At 43.9% G+C, this 24,467-nt stretch carries 23 protein-coding genes; 6 read left to right on the forward strand and 17 right to left on the reverse strand.

Translation table 11 applies throughout. The features are described 5' to 3' along the window. Nucleotides 1-85: 85 nt before the first annotated feature. The 15 genes from glmS to asnC form a co-directional block, all read right to left on the reverse strand. Nucleotides 86-1,918 (reverse strand): glutamine--fructose-6-phosphate transaminase (isomerizing), encoded by a 1,833-nt coding sequence (glmS, locus tag QS795_RS00140; protein WP_286271732.1) that lies wholly within the window; start codon nt 1,916-1,918, stop codon nt 86-88. Nucleotides 1,919-2,174: 256 nt separating this feature from the next. Then, nucleotides 2,175-3,545 (reverse strand): bifunctional UDP-N-acetylglucosamine diphosphorylase/glucosamine-1-phosphate N-acetyltransferase GlmU, encoded by a 1,371-nt coding sequence (gene glmU, locus QS795_RS00145; protein ID WP_036950618.1) that lies wholly within the window; start codon nt 3,543-3,545, stop codon nt 2,175-2,177. 123 nt (nt 3,546-3,668) lie between these two features. Then, nucleotides 3,669-4,094: a F0F1 ATP synthase subunit epsilon gene (locus QS795_RS00150; RefSeq protein WP_006660646.1), complete on the reverse strand. Its 426-nt coding sequence runs from the start codon at nt 4,092-4,094 to the stop codon at nt 3,669-3,671. Between the two features lie 21 nt (nt 4,095-4,115). Next, entirely contained in the window at nt 4,116-5,498 is a 1,383-nt protein-coding gene (atpD, locus tag QS795_RS00155) for a F0F1 ATP synthase subunit beta (RefSeq protein ID WP_006660647.1), read from the reverse strand. 34 nt (nt 5,499-5,532) lie between these two features. Further along, the gene (gene atpG, locus QS795_RS00160; protein WP_006660648.1) at nt 5,533-6,396 is read right to left on the reverse strand and encodes a F0F1 ATP synthase subunit gamma; all 864 of its coding nucleotides are present in this window, start codon (nt 6,394-6,396) and stop codon (nt 5,533-5,535) included. 55 nt (nt 6,397-6,451) lie between these two features. Continuing rightward, entirely contained in the window at nt 6,452-7,993 is a 1,542-nt protein-coding gene (gene atpA, locus QS795_RS00165; protein WP_132496978.1) for a F0F1 ATP synthase subunit alpha, read from the reverse strand. Between the two features lie 14 nt (nt 7,994-8,007). Then, nucleotides 8,008-8,541 (reverse strand): F0F1 ATP synthase subunit delta, encoded by a 534-nt coding sequence (atpH, locus tag QS795_RS00170; RefSeq protein ID WP_036950613.1) that lies wholly within the window; start codon nt 8,539-8,541, stop codon nt 8,008-8,010. A gap of 12 nt (nt 8,542-8,553) precedes the next feature. Further along, nucleotides 8,554-9,024 (reverse strand): F0F1 ATP synthase subunit B, encoded by a 471-nt coding sequence (atpF, locus tag QS795_RS00175; RefSeq protein ID WP_181477768.1) that lies wholly within the window; start codon nt 9,022-9,024, stop codon nt 8,554-8,556. A gap of 57 nt (nt 9,025-9,081) precedes the next feature. Further along, the gene (gene atpE / locus QS795_RS00180) at nt 9,082-9,321 is read right to left on the reverse strand and encodes a F0F1 ATP synthase subunit C (RefSeq protein ID WP_004246596.1); all 240 of its coding nucleotides are present in this window, start codon (nt 9,319-9,321) and stop codon (nt 9,082-9,084) included. Between the two features lie 47 nt (nt 9,322-9,368). After that, nucleotides 9,369-10,187, reverse strand: a complete 819-nt coding sequence (atpB, locus tag QS795_RS00185) for a F0F1 ATP synthase subunit A (protein WP_006660652.1) — start codon at nt 10,185-10,187, stop codon at nt 9,369-9,371. Nucleotides 10,188-10,220: 33 nt separating this feature from the next. Next, the gene (gene atpI / locus QS795_RS00190; RefSeq protein ID WP_181477769.1) at nt 10,221-10,595 is read right to left on the reverse strand and encodes a F0F1 ATP synthase subunit I; all 375 of its coding nucleotides are present in this window, start codon (nt 10,593-10,595) and stop codon (nt 10,221-10,223) included. A gap of 590 nt (nt 10,596-11,185) precedes the next feature. After that, on the reverse strand, nt 11,186-11,809 hold the full coding sequence (rsmG, locus tag QS795_RS00195; RefSeq protein WP_181477770.1) for a 16S rRNA (guanine(527)-N(7))-methyltransferase RsmG: 624 nt from the start codon (nt 11,807-11,809) through the stop codon (nt 11,186-11,188). A 1-nt stretch (nt 11,810) separates the two neighbouring features. Next, a complete protein-coding gene (gene mnmG / locus QS795_RS00200) occupies nt 11,811-13,700 on the reverse strand; it encodes a tRNA uridine-5-carboxymethylaminomethyl(34) synthesis enzyme MnmG (protein ID WP_154637901.1) in 1,890 nt (629 codons plus the stop codon). A gap of 376 nt (nt 13,701-14,076) precedes the next feature. Next, nucleotides 14,077-14,523 (reverse strand): FMN-binding protein MioC, encoded by a 447-nt coding sequence (gene mioC, locus QS795_RS00205; RefSeq protein ID WP_154637902.1) that lies wholly within the window; start codon nt 14,521-14,523, stop codon nt 14,077-14,079. A gap of 92 nt (nt 14,524-14,615) precedes the next feature. Beyond that, nucleotides 14,616-15,077: a transcriptional regulator AsnC gene (asnC, locus tag QS795_RS00210; protein WP_036950600.1), complete on the reverse strand. Its 462-nt coding sequence runs from the start codon at nt 15,075-15,077 to the stop codon at nt 14,616-14,618. Between the two features lie 161 nt (nt 15,078-15,238). Here asnC and asnA point away from each other — a divergent pair, with 161 nt between their 5' ends. Next, nucleotides 15,239-16,231 carry an aspartate--ammonia ligase gene (asnA, locus tag QS795_RS00215; protein WP_154603240.1) on the forward strand — a complete coding sequence of 331 codons (993 nt, stop codon included), beginning with the start codon at nt 15,239-15,241 and terminating at the stop codon, nt 16,229-16,231. Here asnA and viaA read toward each other — a convergent pair whose 3' ends face one another. Continuing rightward, entirely contained in the window at nt 16,232-17,689 is a 1,458-nt protein-coding gene (gene viaA / locus QS795_RS00220; protein ID WP_181477773.1) for an ATPase RavA stimulator ViaA, read from the reverse strand. Next, entirely contained in the window at nt 17,686-19,209 is a 1,524-nt protein-coding gene (gene ravA, locus QS795_RS00225; RefSeq protein WP_154603242.1) for an ATPase RavA, read from the reverse strand. The genes viaA and ravA overlap by 4 nt, the downstream gene beginning before the upstream one ends. Nucleotides 19,210-19,601: 392 nt before the next feature. On the opposite strand from ravA, the gene rbsD reads away from it, so the two are divergent. The 5 genes from rbsD to rbsK all read left to right on the forward strand — a co-directional run bounded on the left by rbsD (nt 19,602) and on the right by rbsK (nt 24,458). Further along, the gene (gene rbsD / locus QS795_RS00230) at nt 19,602-20,021 is read left to right on the forward strand and encodes a D-ribose pyranase (RefSeq protein WP_108479112.1); all 420 of its coding nucleotides are present in this window, start codon (nt 19,602-19,604) and stop codon (nt 20,019-20,021) included. A 7-nt stretch (nt 20,022-20,028) separates the two neighbouring features. Continuing rightward, a complete protein-coding gene (rbsA, locus tag QS795_RS00235) occupies nt 20,029-21,543 on the forward strand; it encodes a ribose ABC transporter ATP-binding protein RbsA (protein WP_318626704.1) in 1,515 nt (504 codons plus the stop codon). Further along, nucleotides 21,540-22,502 (forward strand): ribose ABC transporter permease, encoded by a 963-nt coding sequence (gene rbsC / locus QS795_RS00240; RefSeq protein WP_154603245.1) that lies wholly within the window; start codon nt 21,540-21,542, stop codon nt 22,500-22,502. Before rbsA ends, rbsC begins: the two co-directional genes overlap by 4 nt. 39 nt (nt 22,503-22,541) lie before the next feature. Beyond that, nucleotides 22,542-23,432: a ribose ABC transporter substrate-binding protein RbsB gene (rbsB, locus tag QS795_RS00245; protein WP_108479110.1), complete on the forward strand. Its 891-nt coding sequence runs from the start codon at nt 22,542-22,544 to the stop codon at nt 23,430-23,432. Nucleotides 23,433-23,534: 102 nt separating this feature from the next. Next, complete coding sequence (rbsK, locus tag QS795_RS00250; protein WP_154603246.1) at nt 23,535-24,458, forward strand: ribokinase; 924 nt, start codon at nt 23,535-23,537, stop codon at nt 24,456-24,458. Nucleotides 24,459-24,467: the final 9 nt, after the last annotated feature.

Raw genomic sequence — 24,467 nt, forward strand, 5'->3', positions numbered from 1 at the left:
TTAAATGGTGTGTAAGAATAGAGAAGTAATAAAAAGCCGGTGTACTTTTACAGGGCACCGGCTGGATTTTTAAATCAGAGCGAGATTACTCAACAGTCACTGATTTTGCCAAGTTACGTGGCTGATCGACGTCTGTGCCTTTGATTAACGCAACATGGTAAGACAGTAATTGCAGTGGCACCGTATAGAAAATTGGTGCAATTAACTCTTCTACATGCGGCAGGGGAACAATTTTCATGTTTTCACTTGCCACAAAACCAGCATCTTGGTCAGCGAACACATACAGCAGACCACCACGTGCGCGAACTTCTTCAATGTTAGATTTCAGTTTTTCTAACAGTTCGTTGTTCGGAGCAACGATGATAACCGGCATATCTGCATCAATTAATGCTAATGGGCCATGTTTTAATTCGCCCGCGGCATATGCTTCAGCGTGGATATACGAAATCTCTTTCAGTTTCAGAGCGCCTTCAACAGCGATAGGGAACTGATCGCCACGACCTAAGAACAGCGCATGGTTTTTGTCTGAGAAATCTTCCGCTAACGCTTCAATCACTTTGTCTTGAGACAGCATGCTTTCAATACGCGCTGGCAATGCGTGAAGTGCATGAGCAATACGCTCTTCCAGTTCTGGGTTAGCCCCTTTCAAGCGTCCCATATACGCCACCAGCATCAACAATACCGTTAATTGGGTTGTGAATGCTTTGGTGGAAGCGACGCCAATTTCCGCGCCCGCTTTGGTCATCAGCGAAAACTCAGATTCGCGAACTAATGACGATGCACCAACATTACAAATCGCCAGAGACGTTAAGTAGCCTAACTCTTTAGACAAGCGCAGAGCCGCTAAAGTATCTGCCGTTTCCCCTGATTGGGAAATGGTGATCATCAAGCTGCCTTTACGGTGTGCTGGTTTGCGGTAGCGGTATTCAGACGCAATTTCCACGTCACAAGGGATACCCGCCAGTGATTCAAACCAATAACGCGCAACCATCCCGGCGTTGTAGGAAGTCCCACAAGCAACGATTTGGATATGGTCGACTTTAGACAGAATTTCGCTGGCTTTCGGGCCTAATTCACTCAGGTCGATACCATTATCTTGGTTAAAACGCCCTTCAAGGGTGTTTTTAATCGCCATCGGCTGTTCATAGATCTCTTTTTGCATGTAATGGCGGTATGCGCCTTTATCACCTGCATCGTATTGAACATTCGATTCGATTTGCTCACGTTCAACTGGTGCGCCTTGTTTATCAAAAATACGCACAGTGCGACGAGTGACTTCCGCAATATCCCCTTCTTCTAGGTAGATAAAACGACGAGTCACAGGCAATAATGCCAGTTGGTCAGAAGCTAAGAAGTTTTCGCCAACACCCAAACCGATAACCAACGGGCTACCAGAGCGTGCTGCGACTAATAATTCTGGGTTGCGGCTATCCATAATCACGGTGCCATAAGCGCCACGTAATTGCGGGATCACGCGCTGAACCACTTCCAGTAATGTGCCGCCTTGCTGCTGTTCATGATGAACAAGGTGCGCAATTACTTCCGTGTCAGTGTCTGAACTAAAAATATAGCCAAGTTTTTTCAGCTCTTCTTTCAGTTCTAAATAGTTCTCGATAATTCCGTTATGAACAACGGCAATATAACCCGAGGTATGAGGGTGAGCGTTACGCTCGCTTGGAATACCATGAGTCGCCCAACGAGTATGCGCGATACCCGTTCCACCAGAAACTGGGTTCTTTTCTGCTTCTTCCGCCAGCATTTGTACTTTACCGACTTCACGTAAGCGTTGCAGATGACCTTCATGCTCAACCACCGCCATACCCGCAGAGTCATAACCACGGTATTCTAAACGGCGAAGACCTTCTAACAGAATTTCCGCGATATCACGTTGTGCGACAGCACCAACAATTCCACACATATTAAGTTATTCCTAAATAAAGGGGTTATTCCCCTCTTATTGTCGCAACCTGATTATTGTTCAGCTTTCGCTGTTCCCCAGCCTTGTAGAAACGGGGAATTTATTGTTTTGTTTGCTACTTTGTAGCGATTTTTATATTAAAAAATACTGACCGACATTGCTTAGACTGCTAATTCTTAGATAGCTAATTCGTTCATAGCTAATCATAGGAGAGACTTGAATATCTCTCCTCTATATTTACTTATGTTTTATTTACTTATTTTTTCTTTACTGGGCGCTGCCAGTTTTTAATGTGTGTCTGTTTCACGCGGCTCACCACCAGCTCACCTTCGTTAATATCACGAGTGACCGTGGTACCAGCACCAATGGTTGCGCCATTAGCCACACACACAGGAGCAACTAACTGAGTGTCAGAGCCAACAAACACATCATCACCAATAACCGTTTTAAATTTATTCACACCATCATAATTACAGGTGATCGTGCCCGCACCAATATTCACATTACTACCAATCTGAGCATCACCCAGATAGCTTAAGTGGCCTGCTTTAGAGCCTAAGCCCAACGTGGCATTTTTCATTTCAACAAAGTTACCCACATGGGATTTCGCTGCTAATTTAGCACCAGGGCGTAAACGAGCGAAAGGTCCAACAGTACATTCCGTGGATAATTCAGAATTTTCAATCACTGAGTATGGGCTGATAACTGAGTTATCGCCAATCACACAGTTTTTCAGTACGCAGCCAGTTTGGATCTGAACGTTATTACCCAGCGTCACGTTACCTTCGATGATCACGTTAGTGTCGATGACTACATCACGACCGTGAGTTAAGGTTCCGCGAATATCAAAACGCGCAGGGTCGATAAGCATCACACCCGCTAACAGTAATTTTTCAGCTTGTTCTTTTTGGTAGATGCGCTCTAACGCCGCTAATTGCAGACGGTTATTAACCCCTTCCATTTCACTGAGGTGGCTTGGGTGAACGGTCGCAATTTTGTTGCCTTCTTTATGAGCAAGGGCAATGATGTCGGTGATGTAGTATTCACCTTGGGCATTGTTATTGTTCAGTTGGCTCAGCCAGCGATTAAAGTCTTTGCCGCTTGCGACCATAATACCGGTGTTGATTTCTTGGATTTTACGCTGCTCTTCGCTGGCATCTTTCTGTTCGATGATACCAACGACTTCGCCGTTTTCACGGATAATGCGACCATAACCGGCTGGGTTATCGAGGATAACTGTCAGTAAGCCAATGCCGCCTTCTGGCTTAGCTTCTACCAGTCGTTGTAATGTGTCTTTCGCAATCAGAGGTACATCGCCATACAGCATGACAATGTCTTCGTCATCTTGGAAGTGGGGAGCGGCTTGCTGCATTGCGTGACCGGTACCCAGTTGCTCCGCTTGCAGAACCCAATTGAGGTTTTGTTCACCCAGTTTTTCTTTCAGTAAATCACCGCCATGTCCGTATACCAGATGAATATCCGACGCACCGATTGATTTCGCAGTATCAATCACATGCTGAACCATTGGTTTACCTGCGAGTAAATGCAGAACTTTAGGTAAGTCTGAATACATCCGTGTGCCTTTACCGGCAGCTAAAATCACGACACTTTTTCTTTGCACAGTCATATTTTCCTGAAACTCCAACTTTGGGGTGAAAGTAAACCTATTTCCTGCATAAATTACTACATATTTCGCACAAATAAAAAAGCCAGTTAGTCAAACTAACTGGCTTTTTCTATATTGCTATCATTACATAAGCTTTTTAGTTAACTCGATAACTCGAAGTTTCGCTATTGCTTTTGCAAGTTCTGCTGATGCCTGAGCATAATCAACATCGCCGTGTGCTTTGCGGACATGTTCTTCCGCTTTGCGTTTAGCTTCCACTGCACGAGCTTCGTCTAAATCTTTACCACGGATCGCTGTATCAGCGAGTACGATAACACCAGTTGGTTGAACTTCTAAGATACCGCCGGAGAGGTAAATTAGTTCTTCTTCGCCAAACTGCTTCGTAATGCGTACCATGCCCGGTTTTATGGCAGTCAGCAGCGGGGTATGCTGCGGATAAATCCCCAACTCACCTTCACTACCTGTCACCTGAATTTTTTGTACTAAGCCTTCAAACATCTGTTTTTCCGCGCTTACTACTTTCAGGTAGTATGTCATTGCAGCTACCATATCAACCTCTCGTCAGATGGATTAAAGCTTTTTCGCTTTTTCCACAGCTTCTTCAATGGTACCAACCATGTAGAACGCTTGTTCTGGCAGGTGGTCGTAATCACCGTTCAGGATGCCGCTGAAGCCACGGATAGTGTCTTTCAGAGAAACGAACTTACCTGGTGAACCGGTAAAGACTTCTGCAACGAAGAATGGTTGAGACAGGAAGCGCTGGATCTTACGAGCACGAGCAACAACCAGTTTGTCTTCTTCAGACAGTTCATCCATACCCAGGATTGCAATAATATCTTTCAGTTCTTGGTAACGTTGCAGAATAGACTGAACGCCACGAGCAACATCATAGTGCTCTTGACCAACTACCAGTGGGTCTAATTGACGGCTGGTAGAATCCAGAGGGTCAACCGCAGGGTAGATACCCAGAGATGCGATTTGACGGCTCAGAACTACAGTTGCGTCTAAGTGAGCAAAGGTGGTTGCTGGTGATGGGTCAGTCAAGTCATCCGCTGGTACGTATACCGCTTGAACGGAAGTGATAGAACCAGTTTGAGTTGAGGTAATACGTTCTTGCAGAACACCCATCTCTTCCGCCAGCGTTGGTTGGTAACCTACCGCTGATGGCATACGACCTAACAGTGCTGATACTTCAGTACCTGCCAGTGTATAACGATAAATGTTGTCAACGAACAGCAGTACGTCACGACCTTCATCACGGAATTTCTCAGCCATAGTCAGACCAGTCAGCGCAACACGCAGACGGTTTCCTGGTGGCTCGTTCATCTGGCCATAAACCAGTGATACTTTATCCAGAACGTTTGAGTCGGTCATTTCATGATAGAAGTCGTTACCTTCACGGGTACGCTCACCAACACCGGCAAACACTGAGTAACCTGAGTGCTCAATCGCGATGTTACGGATCAGTTCCATCATGTTTACTGTTTTACCAACACCCGCACCACCGAACAGACCTACTTTACCACCTTTCGCGAATGGACAGATTAAGTCCATTACTTTGATACCGGTTTCCAGCAGTTCAGTTGAGTTAGCTAACTCTTCGTAGCTTGGTGCAGCACGGTGAATAGACCAGCGCTCTTCTTCGCCGATATCACCTTTCATGTCGATTGGTTCACCCAGAACGTTCATGATACGTCCCAGAGTTGCTTTACCGACTGGTACTTCGATTGGGTGCTCTAGGTTTACAACTTCTAAACCACGGCTCAGACCGTCTGATGTACCCATTGCGATACAACGGACAACACCACCACCTAACTGTTGTTGAACTTCCAACACCAGTTTTTCTTTACCGTTAATAACCTCAAGAGCATCGTACACTTTTGGTACGTTATCTTGAGGGAACTCGACGTCCACAACGGCGCCGATTACCTGGATAATCTTTCCAGTAGCCATCTTGAATCCTCTACGTAATTCGTAAACCTAGCTGTTAAACCGCGGCAGCACCAGAAACGATCTCGGTCAGTTCCTGAGTAATGCTGGCCTGACGAGCTTTGTTGTAAACCAACTGCAACTCTTTGATCAGGTTTCCACCGTTATCTGTAGCGGCTTTCATCGCTACCATTCGAGCGGCCTGCTCACTAGCTAGGTTTTCAACGACGCCCTGATAAACCTGCGACTCGATATAACGACGCAGCAGGGTATCCAGCAACGCCTTAGGATCGGGTTCATATAAATAATCCCAAGATTTCTTCTTCAGTGTTTCGTCATCGCTTGCAGGCAATGGCAGTAATTGAAGAATTGTTGGCTCTTGAGACATTGTATTGACGAACTTGTTGTTCACCACATACAGTTTATCTAAACGCCCTTCATCATAGGCTTGTAGCATAGAGTTAACTGGGCCAATCAGGTCAGAAAGGGTCGGGTTATCCCCCATTCCGGTTACTTGTGAAACGACATTGCCGCCTACAGAACCGAAGAATGCTACCGCTTTAGAACCGATTAAAGCCAAATCAACCTGAACGTTTTTCTCAGACCACGTTTTCATGTCTGCCAGTAGTTTTTTGAACAGGTTAACGTTCAAACCACCACACAGACCACGGTCTGTTGAAACAACCAAATACCCGACGCGCTTAACTTCGCGCTCTTCGAGATATGGGTGTTTATATTCCAGATTACCTAATGCAAGGTGACCAATCACACTGCGCATGGTTTCTGCATAAGGACGGCTGGCCGCCATGCGTTCCTGCGTTTTACGCATTTTGGACGCCGCGACCATTTCCATCGCTTTAGTGATCTTCTGCGTGTTTTGCACGCTTCCAATCTTGGAACGTATCTCTTTTGCGCCGGCCATTTCTGCTTCTCCTTATTAACCAGACGGCCCATAAAAATTCACGGGCCGAATAGTATTACCAGGACTGGGTGGCTTTGAATGATTCGAGCAGTTTATTCAACTTAGCTTCGATATCATCGTTATATTTGCCCGCCAGACCAATTTCGTTCATAAGGTCAGCATGCTCGCGCTGTGCAAATGAAACTAATGCAGCTTCGAATGCACCAATTTTTGCTAACTCAACATCGTCCAGATATCCACGTTCTGCAGCGAACAGAGACAGTGCCTGCTCTGCTACTGACATTGGTGCATACTGTTTCTGTTTCAGCAGTTCAGTTACTTTCTGACCGTGGCTCAACTGTTTACGAGTTGCGTCATCGAGGTCGGAAGCAAACTGAGCAAACGCTGCCAGTTCACGGTATTGAGCTAGTGCTGTACGGATACCACCAGACAGTTTCTTAATGATTTTAGTCTGAGCAGCACCACCAACACGAGATACTGAAATACCTGGGTTAACTGCTGGACGAATACCAGAGTTAAACAGGTTAGATTCCAGGAAGATCTGACCATCAGTAATCGAAATTACGTTTGTTGGTACGAATGCAGAAACGTCACCCGCTTGAGTTTCAATGATTGGCAGAGCAGTCAATGAACCAGTTTGGCCTTTCACTTCACCTTTAGTGAATGCTTCTACGTAATCAGCGTTAACACGAGCAGCACGCTCAAGTAAACGGGAGTGCAGATAGAAAACATCACCTGGGTATGCTTCACGTCCTGGTGGACGACGCAGCAACAGTGAAATTTGACGGTATGCGACAGCCTGTTTAGACAGGTCATCATAAACGATCAGAGCATCTTCACCGCGGTCACGGAAATATTCACCCATCGCGCAACCAGAGTATGGTGCTAAGTATTGCAGTGCAGCTGATTCAGATGCAGTTGCAACAACAACGATAGTGTTTTCCAGAGCGCCGTGTTCTTCCAGTTTACGTACTACGTTAGAGATAGTTGATGCTTTCTGTCCGATAGCAACGTAAACACATTTGATGCCAGAATCACGCTGGTTGATGATCGCATCGATCGCCAGAGCTGTTTTACCAGTTTGACGGTCACCGATGACAAGCTCACGCTGGCCACGGCCGATTGGAATCATCGCATCGACTGATTTATAACCAGTCTGTACAGGTTGATCAACGGATTGACGGTCGATAACACCCGGAGCAATAACTTCTACAGGAGAGAAGCCATCGTGCTCAACAGGACCTTTACCATCAATTGGTTGACCCAGTGTATTCACTACACGTCCTAACAGGCCACGGCCTACTGGAACTTCAAGAATACGACCAGTACATTTAACTTTCATGCCTTCTGCTAAGTCAGCATAAGGACCCATAACAACCGCACCAACAGAGTCACGCTCTAAGTTCAGTGCAATTGCGTAACGGTTGCCAGGCAGAGCGATCATTTCACCCTGCATGACTTCGGCTAAACCGTGAATACGAATGATACCGTCGTTAACGGAAACAATCGTACCTTCATTGTGAGCTTCACTCACAACATCGAACTGAGCAATACGCTGTTTGATCAGTTCGCTGATTTCGGTGGAATTCAGTTGCATATGCTCCAGTCCCCTTAAGACTGCAAGACGTCAGTTAAACGCTCTAAGCGACCGCGGACACTACCGTCAATGACGAGGTCTCCCGCACGAATGATCACTCCAGCAATAACAGACTTGTCAATTTTGCAATTCAGCTTAACTTTGCGTGACAGACGTTTTTCCATCGCGGCAGAAATTTTAGCTGACTGCTGTTCACTCAGTTCGTTCGCAGAAAGAACATCAACTTCAACAGTTGATTCCAGCGTATCGCGCAATTGGATAAATTGAGCTAATACTTCTGGCATCGTTGTTAAACGACCGTTTTCCGCCATAACACGAATCAGATTTTGAACATGCTCGTCAATTTCATCTCCACAAACAGAGATAAACGTTTTAGCTAATGTTTCTGGTGCAATAGAACCAGAAAGCAGCTCACCAACCTGTTCATTGCGCGTCACCTCAGAGGTGAAGGCCAGCATTTCCTGCCATTTAGCAACAGCTTGGTTTTCCACAGCAAAGTCAAAAGCTGCTTTGGCGTAGGGGCGAGCTACAGTAGCGATTTCAGACATGCCCCTCCCTCCTTACAGTTCAGCGACTAGTTTATCAACGATGTCGCTGTTAGCAGCTTCATCCACGGAACGTTCGATGATCTTCTCGGCACCTGCGATAGCAAGCATCGCAACCTGTTTACGTAACTCTTCACGTGCACGTTTACGCTCAGCATCAATTTCAGCTTGCGCTTGTGCTACGATTTTTGCACGTTCTGTTTCTGCTTCAGCTTTAGCTTCATCAATCATTTGAGTGCGTTGTTTATTCGCTTGTTCAATGATGATTTGAGCTTCAGCTTTCGCTTTTTTCAGTCGGTCGGTTGCGTCGGTTTGCGCCAGTTCCAGGTTCTTTTTAGCACGTTCTGCGGAAGATAAACCGTCAGCAATTTCTTTTTGACGTTTTTCTATGGCCGCCATAATCGGTGGCCATACATACTTCATACAGAACAAAACAAACAGGACAAACGCGATAGCCTGGCCGAGGATTGTTGCATTTAGATTCACAGACAATACCTCTTATTTATTAGTTAGTTAATGTTCTTAATGTGTGCCGAACGTTAATTAGGCAACAGCGAACATTACATATAAGCCCAGACCAACAGCAATCATCGGAATAGCATCGACCAGACCCATTACGATAAAGAACTGTGTACGCAGCAGAGGAATTAAATCTGGCTGACGAGCAGCGCCTTCTAAAAATTTACCACCTAGGATGCCGATACCGATCGCAGCACCGATCGCCGCTAAACCCATCATAATAGCGGCAGCCATGTACAGCAGATCCATACTCAGGTTTTCCATGACAGTCTCCAGTTTGTTTCAGTTAATACAATTATTGATTAATAAAATTAGTGCTCTTCAGAAGCCATCGACAGATAGACAACAGTCAGAACCATAAAAATAAAGGCTTGTAGCGTAATAATCAGTATGTGGAAGATAGCCCAAGGCAGGCTTAACAACCACTGTGACCACCACGGAAGCAGAGCCGCGATAAGAATAAAGATCAATTCACCTGCATACATGTTACCAAACAGTCGCAGACCGAGTGATACAGGTTTTGACAGCAGGCTAACCCCTTCAAGAATCAAGTTTACAGGGATAAATACCGGATGGTTGAAAGGCTGCATAGTGAGCTCTTTCGTGAATCCGCCAATTCCTTTCATCTTGATGCTGTAAAAGATTATTAGGATAAACACACCAATTGCCATCGACATCGTGATACTCACATCTGCGGTTGGAACAATACGCAGAGCAGGTAAACCTAAGTAGTGCTCACCGATGTATGGGATGAAATCAATTGGAAGTAGATCCAGAAGGTTCATTAAAAATACCCAGACGAACACCGTTAATGCCAGAGGGGCAATAACTTTGCTCTTCCCGTGATACATATCACGGACTGAGTTATCAACGAAACCAATGATCAGTTCTATTGCAGTCTGTAACTTACCGGGTACGCCACTAGTCGCATTGGCAGCAACTTTTCTAAATAGCCACAGGAATAAAGCCCCGAGAACTACTGAGAAAAAAAGCGAGTCAATGTTTAACGCCCAAAACGTTGGACTAGCGTGGGGATCGACCAACTCAAAGGTACGTAGATCCAACTGAAGGTTTCTCAGATGGTGACCTATGTACTCATTTGTAGTCATCACTTCTCCTGATGCAGACATGATGCCTCTTACCCTTTTGTAGTTTAAAAATACTTACCGTTTTACAACGGCTGGTGCAACAATCTGAACAATCAGCACCGCTAAATAGGTCAAACCCAGTGGTGTTATTGACGCTTTAAACACACCAAAAGCAACAACTAAGACAGTAATAGTTGTCACAACCTTTAACCCTGCTCCTAATGCAAAGAACCAGGCAATGCGGACAGGTTCATCCTCTTCTTTTGCTTTTTCAAGGCGTGATAGCAGCATAAATACGATATTAGGTAACCAGCATGCTAACCCACCAGCAAGAGCAGAGGCCCCCCATTCTATACTATTTGCACAGAAAGCCCCACTGAGGATTACAAAAGTTATTAACTGAATAGACAGTTGCTTAGAAGCATTACTGCCATAAAGGGAAACAGACATAACTTTGTGTACTCCCAGCTCTCTCAGCCTAAGAAACGCTAAGGGTTGTAATAAAACTGCCTTTGCTTAAATGTGTCAAGAGACAAAAACGTGCAAATTATACGGGCAGGCGAAATGAATTCAATCAGTAAGTAGCGAAAAGGTGAATAAATATTTAATTTTTTCGAGATAGCGCAGAATTAAGACAGGTGGGATTAATAATTCATTAACGATTCGTCGCCTAAAAATAACTTTATGTGATTAAGATCACAACAAATCTTAATCTCTTGATTAATAACCACACTCTTTATCTGGTTAGAACCCTGTTTTTAAGCCATAAATCAAATAATTAAATTTGTTATTTTTTAGACAAAAAAATGAAAAGATAATTTGGATATTTCATTATTAATGCTAAAACGATTTAGTAAGAATATTAGATTAGGAATATTATTACCATTAATGTGATTATTTTTGATATATATTCGTTAATATTCTGTAAATAACAAGTGAATTTAAATTATCTTTATTTTAATTATATATAAAAATAGCCGTAACATTGTAAATGTACGGCTACCGCTCTAAAAGATAAAATAATTTTACTAAAAACTACGTTATTTTTTGAATAATTTAACCAAGTGACGCTGTTCGTCTAATTCGGGAATTTTTAGCTCTGTAATGGACTCAATTTCAAAGCCTTCTGGCAACTGTGTGAGTTCTTCATCACGAACTACACCTTTTAATGCATAAAAGCGCCCTTCCCTTGCAGGAAGATGGTGGCACCAACTCAGCATATCGTTGAGTGATGCAAAAGCTCGACTAATTACGCCATCAAATCCATCTTCAACTGGATACTCTTCTACTCGAGATTGAACAGGCTCAATGTTAGTTAGCCCTAACTCATGCTGAACCTGTTTCAGAAAGCGTATACGCTTCCCTAAGCTATCCAATAAAACAAAGTGAGCATCAGGTCGAATGATCGCTAAAGGAACGCCAGGAAGCCCTGGGCCCGTTCCTACGTCGATGAATTTGTCACCCTTGAGGTGATCGTTCACCACGATGCTGTCCATGATGTGGCGAACTAACATTTGTTCAGGCTCACGTACCGACGTTAAATTGTACGCTTTGTTCCACTTGTGCAATAAACCGACATAATCGACTAACTGCTGTTTTTGCTTGTCAGTCAGTTGGATGTCAGCTTTTGCCAATAGCTTTGTCAGTTTGCTGAGTAAATCCATATTATGCACTCCGACGCAACATGCCTTGTTTTTTGAGCCACACTAACAGAATTGAAATTGCTGCTGGTGTGATCCCTGAAATACGAGATGCTTGACCAATTGACGTTGGTTTGTGGTCATTCAGTTTCGCCATGACTTCGTTGGATAAGCCTTTCACTTGCTTATAGTCTAGATCAACAGGGAGTAATGTATTTTCATTACGCAGTTGACGTTCGATCTCTTCTTGCTGGCGAGCAATGTAACCTTCGTATTTCACTTGAATTTCAACTTGATCTGCCGCTTGAGGATCTTCAACACCCGGAGCAAACAGATTTAACGAGGTTAGCATTTGATACGTCATTTCAGGACGACGTAGTAAATCTTCACCATTCGCTTCTTTCGATAATGGAACGGTTAAAATTTGGTCGATTTCTTCATGATTATCAGATTTAGGGTGAACCCAGATATCTTTTAAGCGTTGGCGCTCTTTTTCAATCATTTCGACTTTGCGGTTGAAGTGCTCCCAACGAACATCATCCACGAGACCTAATTCACGCCCTTTTTCGGTTAAACGTAAATCTGCGTTATCTTCGCGTAGCATTAAACGGTATTCCGCACGGGAAGTGAACATACGGTACGGTTCTTTGGTACCTAATGTGCACAGGTCGTCAACTAAAACGCCTACATAGGCTTGGTCACGACGTGGGAACCAACCTTCAAGGTCAAATGCATGTTGTGCAGCGTTAAGACCCGCTAATAAACCTTGAGCTGCAGCTTCTTCATAACCTGTTGTACCGTTGATTTGACCTGCAAAGAACAAGCCTTCGATAAATTTGCTTTCGAGAGTTTGTTTTAGATCACGCGGGTCAAAGAAATCGTACTCAATGGCATAACCAGGACGGACGATCCTTGCATTTTCCATTCCCTTCATGGAATGAACAATTTTCATTTGAACATCAAATGGCAAGCTGGTGGAGATCCCGTTTGGATAAATTTCGTTGCTGGTTAAACCTTCTGGCTCTAAGAAGATCTGGTGAGCGTTTTTATCTGCAAAACGCATCACTTTGTCTTCAATTGAAGGACAGTAACGAGGGCCGATCCCTTCGATGATCCCTGCATACATTGGGCTGCGATCTAAGTTATTACGGATCACATCATGGGTTTGCTCATTGGTATAGGTGATGTAGCAAGGCACTTGTTGTGGATGCTGCTCTTGCGAACCTAAAAATGAGAATACTGGCATTGGATCATCACCTAGCTGTTGAGCTAACTGACTGAAATCAATAGTTCTTGCATCAATACGTGGTGGTGTACCCGTTTTTAAGCGGTTTACACGTAATGGCAATTCTCTTAAACGTTGAGATAACGTAATTGCGGGTGGATCACCAGCACGACCGCCACTGTAGTTTTCTAAACCGATATGAATTTTTCCATCAAGGAAAGTACCTACGGTTAATACCACCGCTTTGGCTTTAAATTTTAAGCCCATGCGGGTAACAGCACCGGTAACTCGGTTATTTTCAACAATCAGATCTTCAACAGGCTGTTGGAAGATCATTAAGTTTGGCTGATTCTCTAATGCAGTTCTAACAGCTTGGCGATAGAGCACGCGGTCTGCTTGTGCGCGAGTTGCACGAACCGCTGGGCCTTTACTTGCATTAAGTGTTCTAAATTGAATACCCGCTTTGTCAGTTGCGGTAGCCATTAAACCACCGAGGGCATCAATTTCTCTTACCAGATGTCCCTTACCGATCCCACCGATGGCTGGGTTGCAAGACATCTGGCCCAATGTATCAATATTGTGAGTCAGTAATAGGGTTTGACGCCCCATACGTGCAGCTGCCATTGCTGCCTCAGTACCGGCATGACCACCACCAATTACGATGACGTCAAATTGCTCTGGATAAAACATGTGTGAACCTTAACGTTAGAAAATGCGGATTCTGCATTTGAGGAGTGAATTCTACTCAAGTTTGATGGAGAGACCAAGCCCTGGCCTCTCGCCTATATAATATAAAGATCTTTTTTATTTAAAGATCTCTTTATTAGATCTTTTATTAGGATCGACGGTTTCTGTGGATAAGTGAATTTTCACTTTAAAGATCATCAAAGTGTAAAGGATCATATACTGTGAATGATCCGTGATCCTTTTGCGTATAAGCTGGGATCAAAATAGGGACTTATGCACAGGCCTTAGACGACCTAAAACTTATAATCTGGATAACTACCGGTTAATACCATGATCTTACCGGAGTTATCCACAGTTGTTTGCGGTTAATTTGAACAGATCAGAGTTCGTTTGCCCAAATTTTAACCCATTCTCCTGCGGGATCTTCAGGAATTTCGTGTTGCTGAACATCAATTTCGAAGCAATCACCGATCCTTTTTGCCCCATGATCCTGTAATAAGGTATCTAGGGTATGGATCGCACCACAAAAAGTGTCATATTCCGAACTGCCAATCCCCACTGCGCCATACTTGATCTTGCTCAGGTCTGGTGACTGAGTTTGAATTGCTTCCGCTAAAGGTTGGATATTTTCGGGAAGATCCCCTGCTCCATGTGTTGAGCTCACCACCAGCCATAACCCTTCAAGTGGTAAGTCATCCAGTTCAGGACCGTGCTGTATATCCGTTTCATAGCCGAGTTCTTCTAAAATCTCTGCCATATGCTCCGCAACATATTCGGCGCTGCCCATGGTACTGCCACTAATTAAGGTTACTTTTGTTACGCTCATGGTTACTCTCTTTCACATTAACAGGGCGCTATTGTACGCTGTGAATGAGCTGGGATCTACCTGTGGATAATGTGGTTATATCATTTTTTTTTCTACGGGGTGATCGTTCGCATGATCGGGTTCTGTAAGGAGATCAGCGTTTCGGTTGATTGTATTTCATCGATAGTCTGAATTTTGTTGATAAGTACGTCTTGAAGGGAATCTATCGAGCGGCACATGACCTTAATAAAGATACTGTATTGACCCGTCGTATAGTAAACCTCTACGACTTCCTCTAAAGCATCCAGCTTTTTGAGGGCAGTATGATAATCCTTGGCACTTTTTAAAATGATCCCTATAAAGCAGCAGACATCAAAACCCAACTGTTTTGCGCTGATATCGATACGAGTTCCTTTTATGATCCCAGCCTGCTTCATTTTTTCCACGCGTACATGAATGGTTCCAGGACTTACCGAGAATTTTTTGGCGAGTTCAGCATAAGGTGTACGTGCATTGACCATTAATTCGTGAAGTATGTCACGATCGAGATTATCGATTTGATAATTTTCCGGCATTATTTAGCCCTCATTTTGATGATTATTCATTTTTATACCCATTTTTTTAATCAAAATAAACAGTAAAGGCTTTTTTTAATGATGGATATTGAATTTATACCTCGTTTTGTTGCTTAATCTACACATCGGCTAATTGCAGCTAACAAATTATGGGTAAAATTATGGACAAGTCATTCATCGAACATCAGCAACAAATCAGCTTTGTTAAATCCTATTTCTCACGTTTACTTGAAAAAGAGCTTGGCTTAATTGAAGTTCAAGGTCCTATCCTGAGCCGTTTAGGTGATGGTACACAAGACAACTTATCAGGCTGCGAAAAAGCCGTTCAGGTAAAAGTGAAATCAATTCCTGGTGCAACGTTTGAAGTGGTTCACTCCTTGGCTAAATGGAAACGCAAAACCTTAGGTCGTTTTGGTTTCAGCGAAGGTCAAGGCTTGTACACACACATGAAAGCGTTGCGTCCGGACGAGGATCGCTTAACCCCAATCCACTCCGTCTATGTTGACCAGTGGGATTGGGAAAAAGTGATGGCAGATGAGGATCGTACGCTTCCTTATCTGAAGCAGACAGTGGGTAAAATCTATAAGGCAATAAAAGAAACAGAAGCTGCCGTAAGTAAAGAATTTGGACTGGCACCGTTCCTGCCAGACCAAATTCACTTTATCCACAGCGAAGAGCTGCTAAAACGTTACCCTGACTTAGACGCAAAAGGTCGTGAACGTGCGATTGCGAAAGAACTGGGTGCGGTATTCTTAATCGGTATCGGTGGAAAACTGTCAAGCGGCGAATCCCACGATGTGCGTGCACCAGACTACGATGACTGGACAACCGAAAACGAAGATGGCTTCAAAGGCTTAAACGGTGACATCATTGTTTGGAACCCAGTATTGCAAGACGCATTTGAGATCTCTTCAATGGGGATCCGTGTAAGCCCTGAGTGCTTAACTCGCCAACTCGGATTAACGGGTGATGAAAAACGTATGGAGCTGGAATGGCACCAAGCGTTAGTTAAAGGTGAAATGCCACAATCTATCGGTGGCGGTATTGGCCAATCTCGCTTAGTGATGTTACTGCTGCAACGTCAACATATCGGTCAGGTTCAGTGTGGTGTTTGGTCACCAGAAATGGCTGAAACTGTTGAAGATATGCTGTAATTAGCGATTAAAACGGCGCAGTAGTCGGCTTTTTAGCCCTGTATCAAAGCGCCAGATATGATCAAATATCTTCATGATACCGGGCTTCCCATAATTTGAGACTGATACCGCATGGAAGCGGTATTTACCAACCTTCTGAAGGGATTTAATCTTCTGAATTAACTCATCCGGTAAGCGTTGAGCCACAAAGTCTGAAATGACAACCGCATCGGCATCACTCCACTGTTTTGACTCTAATTTTACCGTTGTTTCTCGTAAACATGCCGCCAAGTCTGTTCCACCACGGAATGTTTGATGCAAGAAGCGCATGCATTGTTCTAATCCATCCGCAGAGAGAAGATCATAATGAACAATTTCAGTGGAAAACAGCATCACGTGGCAAGCTCGGTTATCCGCCAGCGCGATTTTCATTAAGGCCAGACAGAACGCTTTTGCACAGCGTTCATTGATTCCACCCATAGAACCTGAAGTATCGATACATACGACAAATGGTCCTCTGGGCTGGTCTTCATGTTGATGATGGGTGACTGGGCGTAAAACTTTGCGTTCTTGCCAGCTTTCTCCTTGTAAGCGATAAGTAATAAGCTGCTTTTCTAATAACTTGCGGTAGAACTCAAATTCAATATCTTCGAGCCCTAACATCGCAAGCTCAGCCGGTAATAACCGCAGAATATCGTCACTCTGGTTTAAGCCATTCACTTGTTCTGGGACGGTTTCGGGAACTTTTTCCATCACCGTCATTGGCTCAAGGATCACATTATCATCAAGAATAGACTTAGCAGATTGGCTACGTCCGAGTAACTGAGCAATTTTTTCCAGCTCGGGTTGCTGGCGCAAAAAATCACTGTAGCGAGCGATTAATTGATCATTATAAGACGCTGGGTTACTAAACCCTTTACTCAGATCCCATAATCGCCCTGATGAACGTTCATTTTCCCCTAGAATATCCTCAAGATTGCCGCTCAGTGCTAAACGGCGTTGTAATTCCGCCAGCAGTTGCTCTTTTTCTTGCTCTAAGAGTTCTTTATGTAAAGTGGTCACCTGCAAAATCAAACTAATACGCCAACGCTGAACAATCAAAGATTGCCGCGCACTGCGATTTTCAATTTTTCCCTTTTGCAGCTGTAGGGCTTCACGGTAAAACGGGGAATCTAACTGCTCGAGCCGTGCTATCACATCGGGTAATTGCGTGAAAAACGTATCAGTGGGGATGCCCAATGACTTCTGATATAGCCCAAACTCTTCAGAAAGTTGCTGAGGAACTAACGCATCTTGCAGCTTCTGTTTAAGGTCTTTTTTCCAGCTGGAGAGATCTTTTAATAGCGCCTTTTTCAATCGAGGATGCTTTTCAAAGAAAACCGCCAGCTGTGGGGTGGCGAGAAGAGAAATAATAATCTCTTCAATCAGCTGGCTTTCATTCACTGAAAGCAATAATTCGAGGGACGCTAGGCTCATCATAATGAGTTAGCCACCTTTCCCATAATTTGCTGGCGGAGCTGGGTCAGTTTATCGCTCAGTTTAATAAAGCTCTCTTCAACATCCGCGAGCCAATGTGCCTCGATAAACAGGTTAGGTTGCTGCTTCTCAAATTGGTATTTCGCCCCTTGGATCTCGTTTTGGATGGCATCAAGCTTATCTAGCCATTCTTTATTATTGGTTGTCGGCGCCGCTGTAGGGTTTTTATCTTGTAAATATAAAGTTGATGCTTGATGGCTAACATCTAACAGCTGAATTTGGTTTAAATTATTCACTTCAGCCGCCAGCTCTTGTGCGAAACCAATCCCATTAAGATGGGCTGATAAGGTGGTGCCTTTATTGAGGAAATTCACCAGTGATTTTTTCTCGGTGGTAATAAAGGTCACTTTCATATTATGTAGCTGCAATGGACGATGCAAAAATAGGGTTACACGCCCTTCACTTATATTATCAGGCAAGACATAAGAGGCTTTTCGCGCAAACATTGCGTTATTTTTTAAAACTTTAAACGCATCTTGGTTATTTTGATCTTGGGTGGATGACATCCACTGTTGGTAAACTTGTTCTATTTCTCGCGTAAATTTACGCTGTTGCCAGCCATCTTCCTGCACTAATGACTTGAGCAATTGCGGCAGTAAGTTCATTGACTGCATATCATGCCATAGGCAATCTTTGAGCAGCACAATATCCAACGGCGAAACGGAGTTTCGACCATTAAAGAAGGCACTAGCCTGTAATAAATAAACGGCTTTTTTCCAGCGTCTATCAGAGACATACAGATTCTTCTCTGTGGCGTCAATCTGTTGGCGTAATTGGTAAATCAATTCAAAACAGTGATCGGGCAGCGAAACCTTGGGAATTTCTTTTTGCCATTCTCGATACTCTTCTTCACTGATTTTTAGGTGATCAGGAACCAAATTCTCTTCTTGTTGAGATTTGCCAGTCAGCAACGCGCGGAAATTTTGTTTCTCTTGGACTTTATCCAGCCAAATTCGCAGCAACATCCTATCAAACAGCGCTTCAAGGCTATTATCCGCATCGGGTAGCTCGTTGGATGCAGTGACTAGCAAACGCATGGGGATGTTTTTTTCTTCATCCCCATTACGGAATTTGCGCTCATTAATGGCGGTCAGTAAGGTATTTAAAATGGCAGGGCCTGCTTTCCAAATCTCATCCAAAAACACCACTTCCGCATCGGGCAGGTATCCTTTGGTTAAACGCTCATAACGCCCTTCATCTTTTAAGGCTTGAATGGAAAGTGGACCAAAAATCTCTTCAGGGGTAGAAAAACGCGTCATTAAATATTCAAACGCATTTGCTTGGCGGAAGGCATATTTCATGCGGCGGGCAATTAAGCTTTTCGCTATCCCAGGAGGTCCCAGCAAGAACACACTTTCCCCACTGAGCGTGGCGAGCAAACACAAACGAATAGCTTGCTGACGTTCATACAAACCACCTTCAAGGTAGTTGCTTAATTGGGCTATCCGTTCTGCTAATTGCATAAGGTGTTCCTTTTCTCTAAATAACTCGTCTAAGGGTTAGAGGGAGATGGTTATTGACCACGCTATTGCTAGGTTATCCGTCCTTTTATTCATTGTGCAATCAGTTTTATGATTTTTCTTTGATGTTATTTAGGATAAGGAGCAACAAATCTAACTTGTAACGAACAACTGAGTATTAATTAAGCAGGAACGATTCAGCGACAACTTATTCAATAAGTTAGCTTTTTATGCGTAAAAATAGGCTAACGAAACGTTTCGATGGTGATCACAAAACCAAGATAAGAACATTGAGTTGTGACTATTCTTTACTATCATTGTATAAGCGAAACGTTTCGCTCATACAGAGCCGGAACCCAAAAGTAGAAAAAATAGACTAAAAACGGTGGTAAAGAATGAAGAAAGGTATGTTGCTTAACTCAAATGTTGCTTCCGTGATTGCCAAACTGGGTCATACCGACCATATCACGCTGGGTGATGCCGGCCTGCCAATTCCAGCCAGCGCTGAACGTATTGACCTCGCTGTGACGCAAGGACTACCGGATTTTATGTCTGTTTTGCGGGTGATCACCCAAGAAATGCAGGTAGAAAAAGCGATACTTGCTCAAGAAATCAGCAAAATAAATCCACAAATGGAAAAAGCCATTTTAGCCCATCTTCATGAATTGGAAGCGGCACAGGGAAACCACATTGAAGTCATCTATTGCAGTCATGAACATTTCAAGCAACGCACTCATGAAAGCAAAGCGGTGATCCGAACAGGGGAATGTTCACCATACGCTAATATCATTCTTTGTTCTGGTGTGACTTTCTGAGGTGACTATGCAACCTTTATTAGAACTTATCGGCATTGATAAAGCCTTCCCCGGTGTAAAAGCCCTCTCGGGAGCCGCCTTAAAAGTCTACCCTGGTCGAGTCATGGCGCTGGTAGGAGAAAATGGTGCCGGTAAATCCACCATGATGAAAGTGCTCACGGGGATCTACAACAAAGACGCGGGCGCGATCCGTTACCTTGGTAAAGAAGTGGCGTTTAATGGCCCGAAAAGTTCCCAAGAAGCCGGGATCGGGATCATTCACCAAGAACTGAATTTAATTCCCGAACTGACTATCGCTGAAAACATCTTTCTAGGTCGTGAATTTGTAAATAGATTCGGCAAAATCGACTGGAAAAAAATGTTCAGCGAGTCAGACAAACTGCTCCAACGATTAAACCTTGATTACGATAGCCACCAAACCATCGCAGAATTATCCATCGGTGAACAGCAAATGGTGGAAATTGCCAAAGTTCTCAGCTTTCAGTCTCAAGTCATCATTATGGATGAACCGACAGACGCACTTACCGATACCGAAACTGCCTCACTCTTTCGCGTGATTGAAGATTTAAAATCTCAAGGCTGCGGCATTGTATATATCTCCCATCGTTTAAAAGAGATTTTCGAAATTTGCGACGACGTGACCGTTTTTCGTGATGGTCAGTTTATTGGCGAAAAGCCTGTCAGTGAATTAGAAGAAGAAAAACTGATTGAGATGATGGTAGGCCGCAAACTGGAAGACCAATATCCGCGAGTTGATGTGCCTGTTGGTGATATTCGTCTCCAAGTTGAAAATGTTTCTGGCCCCGGTGTCACCAATGCCAGTTTCACGCTAAAAAGCGGTGAAATTTTAGGTGTTTCAGGTTTGATGGGCGCAGGACGTACGGAGCTGATGAAAATCATCTACGGTGCAGCCCCGAAAAAATCCGGCAATATCCAGTTAGAAGGTAAAAACGTTACCTTAAAAACCCCGCAAGATGGTTTGAATAACGGCATCGTTTATATTTCTGAAGACCGTAAGCGCGATGGTTTAGTACTGGGGATGTCAGTAAAAGAAAATATGTCCTTAACGGCATTAGGTTACTTCAGCCACTTTGGCGGCACATTAAAACATGGCGAAGAGCAAATGACCGTGGGGGATTTTATCCGCTTATTTAATATTAAAACCCCATCCATGGACCAAATCATTGGAAATTTATCTGGTGGTAACCAGCAAAAAGTGGCTATTGCCCGTGGATTAATGACACGACCGAAAGTGCTTATCCTTGATGAGCCAACCCGTGGTGTCGACGTTGGGGCAAAAAAAGAGATCTACCAACTAATCAACCAATTTAAAAAAGAAGGGCTGAGTATCATCCTTGTATCTTCAGAAATGCCTGAAGTGATTGGGATGAGCGATCGCATTTTGGTTATGCATGAAGGGCATATCAGTGGCGAATTCTCTGCCAAAGAAGCAACGCAGGAAGCCTTAATGGCGGCCGCAGTCGGTAAAAATTACGGCTCAGTTCAGGAGTTAACAGCATGAGTTCAACAACCGCACCATCAAAACGCTACTTCAGCAAAGCATGGCTAATGGAGCAAAAATCATTAATCGCCCTATTAGTCTTAATTGCGATTGTTTCAACCCTAAGTCCTAACTTTTTTACGGTCAACAACCTGTTTAACATCCTACAACAGACTTCTGTAAACGCGATTATGGCAGTGGGCATGACGTTAGTGATTCTGACTTCAGGCATTGATTTGTCTGTGGGATCTCTATTGGCATTAACTGGTGCGGTAGCCGCATCGATGGTCGGCGCTGATGTGAATGCCTTTGTTGCTGTGGCGGGAGCATTAGCGCTCGGTGCTGCCATTGGTGCATGCACAGGGGTGATTGTCGCAAAAGGTAAAGTCCAAGCTTTTATCGCCACATTGGTCATGATGCTATTACTACGTGGTGTAACCCGTGTTTATACCGATGGCAGCCCAATCAATACGGGTTTTAGCGATAACGCCGATTTATTTGGTTGGTTTGGTATCGGTCGCCCATTAGGTATTCCTACCCCAGTATGGTTAATGGTTATCGTCTTTGCTGCAGCATGGTACATGCTGCACCACACTCGCTTAGGTCGTTATATCTATGCGTTAGGTGGAAATGAATCAGCGACCCGCTTATCCGGTATTAATGTCGATAAAATTAAAATTATCGTTTACTCCCTGTGTGGTTTATTAGCAGCGCTGGCGAGTGTGATTGAAGTTGCACGTTTATCTTCTGCTCAGCCAATGGCGGGTAACGGTTATGAACTGGATGCGATTGCTGCGGTGGTACTGGGTGGCACAAGCCTCGCTGGTGGTAAAGGGCGCATTGTTGGTACGCTGATTGGTGCGCTGATCCTTGGTTTCTTAAACAATGGTTTGAACTTATTAGGTATTTCCTCGAACTACCAAATGATCGTAAAAGCCGTTGTGATTTTATTAGCTGTACTTGTTGATAACAAAAAATAGTGATTCTGACCCCTACCCGATAACGACAGGAATTTTCTTATGAAACTGAATAAATTAGCGACTTTATTTACCGCTTTTGCACTAACAGCAACCGTCAGTGTGAACGCGATGGCCAAAGAGAGTATCGCGCTGGTTATTTCAACCCTGAATAACCCATTCTTTGTGACCATGAAAGATGCGGCACAAAAAGAAGCGGACAAACTGGGTTATGAACTGATTGTTTTGGATTCTCAAGATAACCCAGCGAAAGAGTTAGCGAACGTCCAAGATTTAACAGTTCGTGGTACTAAGTTAATGCTGATCAACCCAACAGACTCTGATGCTGTGGGTAACTCTATCCTGATGGCAAACAAAGCGAAAATTCCAGTGATCACTTTAGACCGTGCTGCGAACAAAGGTGAAGTGGTGAGCCATGTTGCCTCTGATAACCGCATGGGCGGAAAAATGGCAGCAGATTTTATCGCTAAGAAAACGGGCAATGATGCCAAAGTTATTCAATTAGAAGGAATTTCAGGAACGTCGGCTGCTCGTGAACGTGGTGAAGGTTTCAATACGGGTGCTAAAGAACATAAATTCAACGTATTAGCGAGCCAGCCTGCAGATTTCGATAGAACTAAAGGCTTGAACGTTATGCAAAACTTACTGACCGCACACCCTGCTGTTCAGGCTGTTTTTGCACAAAACGATGAAATGGCATTAGGTGCGTTAAGAGCATTACAAACTGCTGGTCGAGATGACGTTTTAGTGGTTGGTTTTGATGGTACAAATGACGGTATCAAAGCAGTTCAAGGTGGAAAGTTAGGCGCGACGATTGCTCAACGTCCAGATCAAATTGGTATTGTTGGAGTGCAGATCGCAGATAAAGTATTAAAAGGCGAGAAAGTCGAAGCAACAGTTCCTGTTGAATTAGAACTCGTGGTAAAACAATAGTTTTATATAAAATAATTATCCTTGATAAAACAAGAGGATTGATAAATCGCCGTGAGTTTAGCGGCGGTTTATTTAATTGCGCAGCAAAAGGACATAAATGTGATGGCAGCAGCTAAACTGGTTGTTTTAGGTAGTATCAACGTTGACCACATTCTCAATGTGCAGCAGTTTCCCCAGCCTGGCGAAACAGTAAGAGGTGATAGTTACCAAGTTGCTTTCGGTGGCAAAGGTGCCAACCAAGCGGTAGCCGCAGGTCGTAGTGGCGCTGATATCACATTTATTGCTTGTGTCGGTGATGACGATGTCGGTGTTAGCATCAAAAAACAGCTGCAAAAAGATACGATTAAGATTGATTGTATTGATTCAGTTGCTGGTGAAACAACGGGTGTTGCACTCATTTATGTAAACGGGCAAGGCGAAAATATTATTGGGATCAATGCGGGAGCCAATGGTCATCTTTCTACAGAACGACTGGCCGCATATCAGCAAAAAATTATCGATGCTGATGCTTTATTGATGCAGCTTGAATCTCCGATTGAAACTGTTCAAATGGCCGCTGAGATCGCGCGTAAACACCAAACTCAAGTGATTTTAAACCCAGCGCCTGCACAAGCGTTGCCAGATTCGCTACTGTCGCTGGTGGATGTGATCACGCCGAATGAAACGGAAGCGGAGCATTTAACGGGCATCGCTGTTAATGATGAAGAAGGCGCACAAAAAGCAGCGCAAGCACTGCATCAAAAAGGCATTAATAAAGTGATGATTACATTGGGCGCCAGAGGGGTTTGGTACAGTGAATCAGGCAAGCAAGGGAAAATAATTCCAGGCTTTAAAGTGAAAGCGGTGGACACCATTGCAGCAGGTGATACATTCAATGGGGCGTATGTAACTGCGCTACTTGAAGGTCAGTCCGATGAAGATGCGATTGTCTTTGCCCATGCGGCTGCTGCAATTGCAGTGACACGTCCCGGTGCACAACCTTCTGTTCCATGGCGTAATGAAATAGACCAGTTTCTTCTTCAATAGGATAAATTT

This window comes from Providencia zhijiangensis, from assembly GCF_030315915.2.
Lineage (GTDB): Bacteria > Pseudomonadota > Gammaproteobacteria > Enterobacterales > Enterobacteriaceae > Providencia > Providencia zhijiangensis.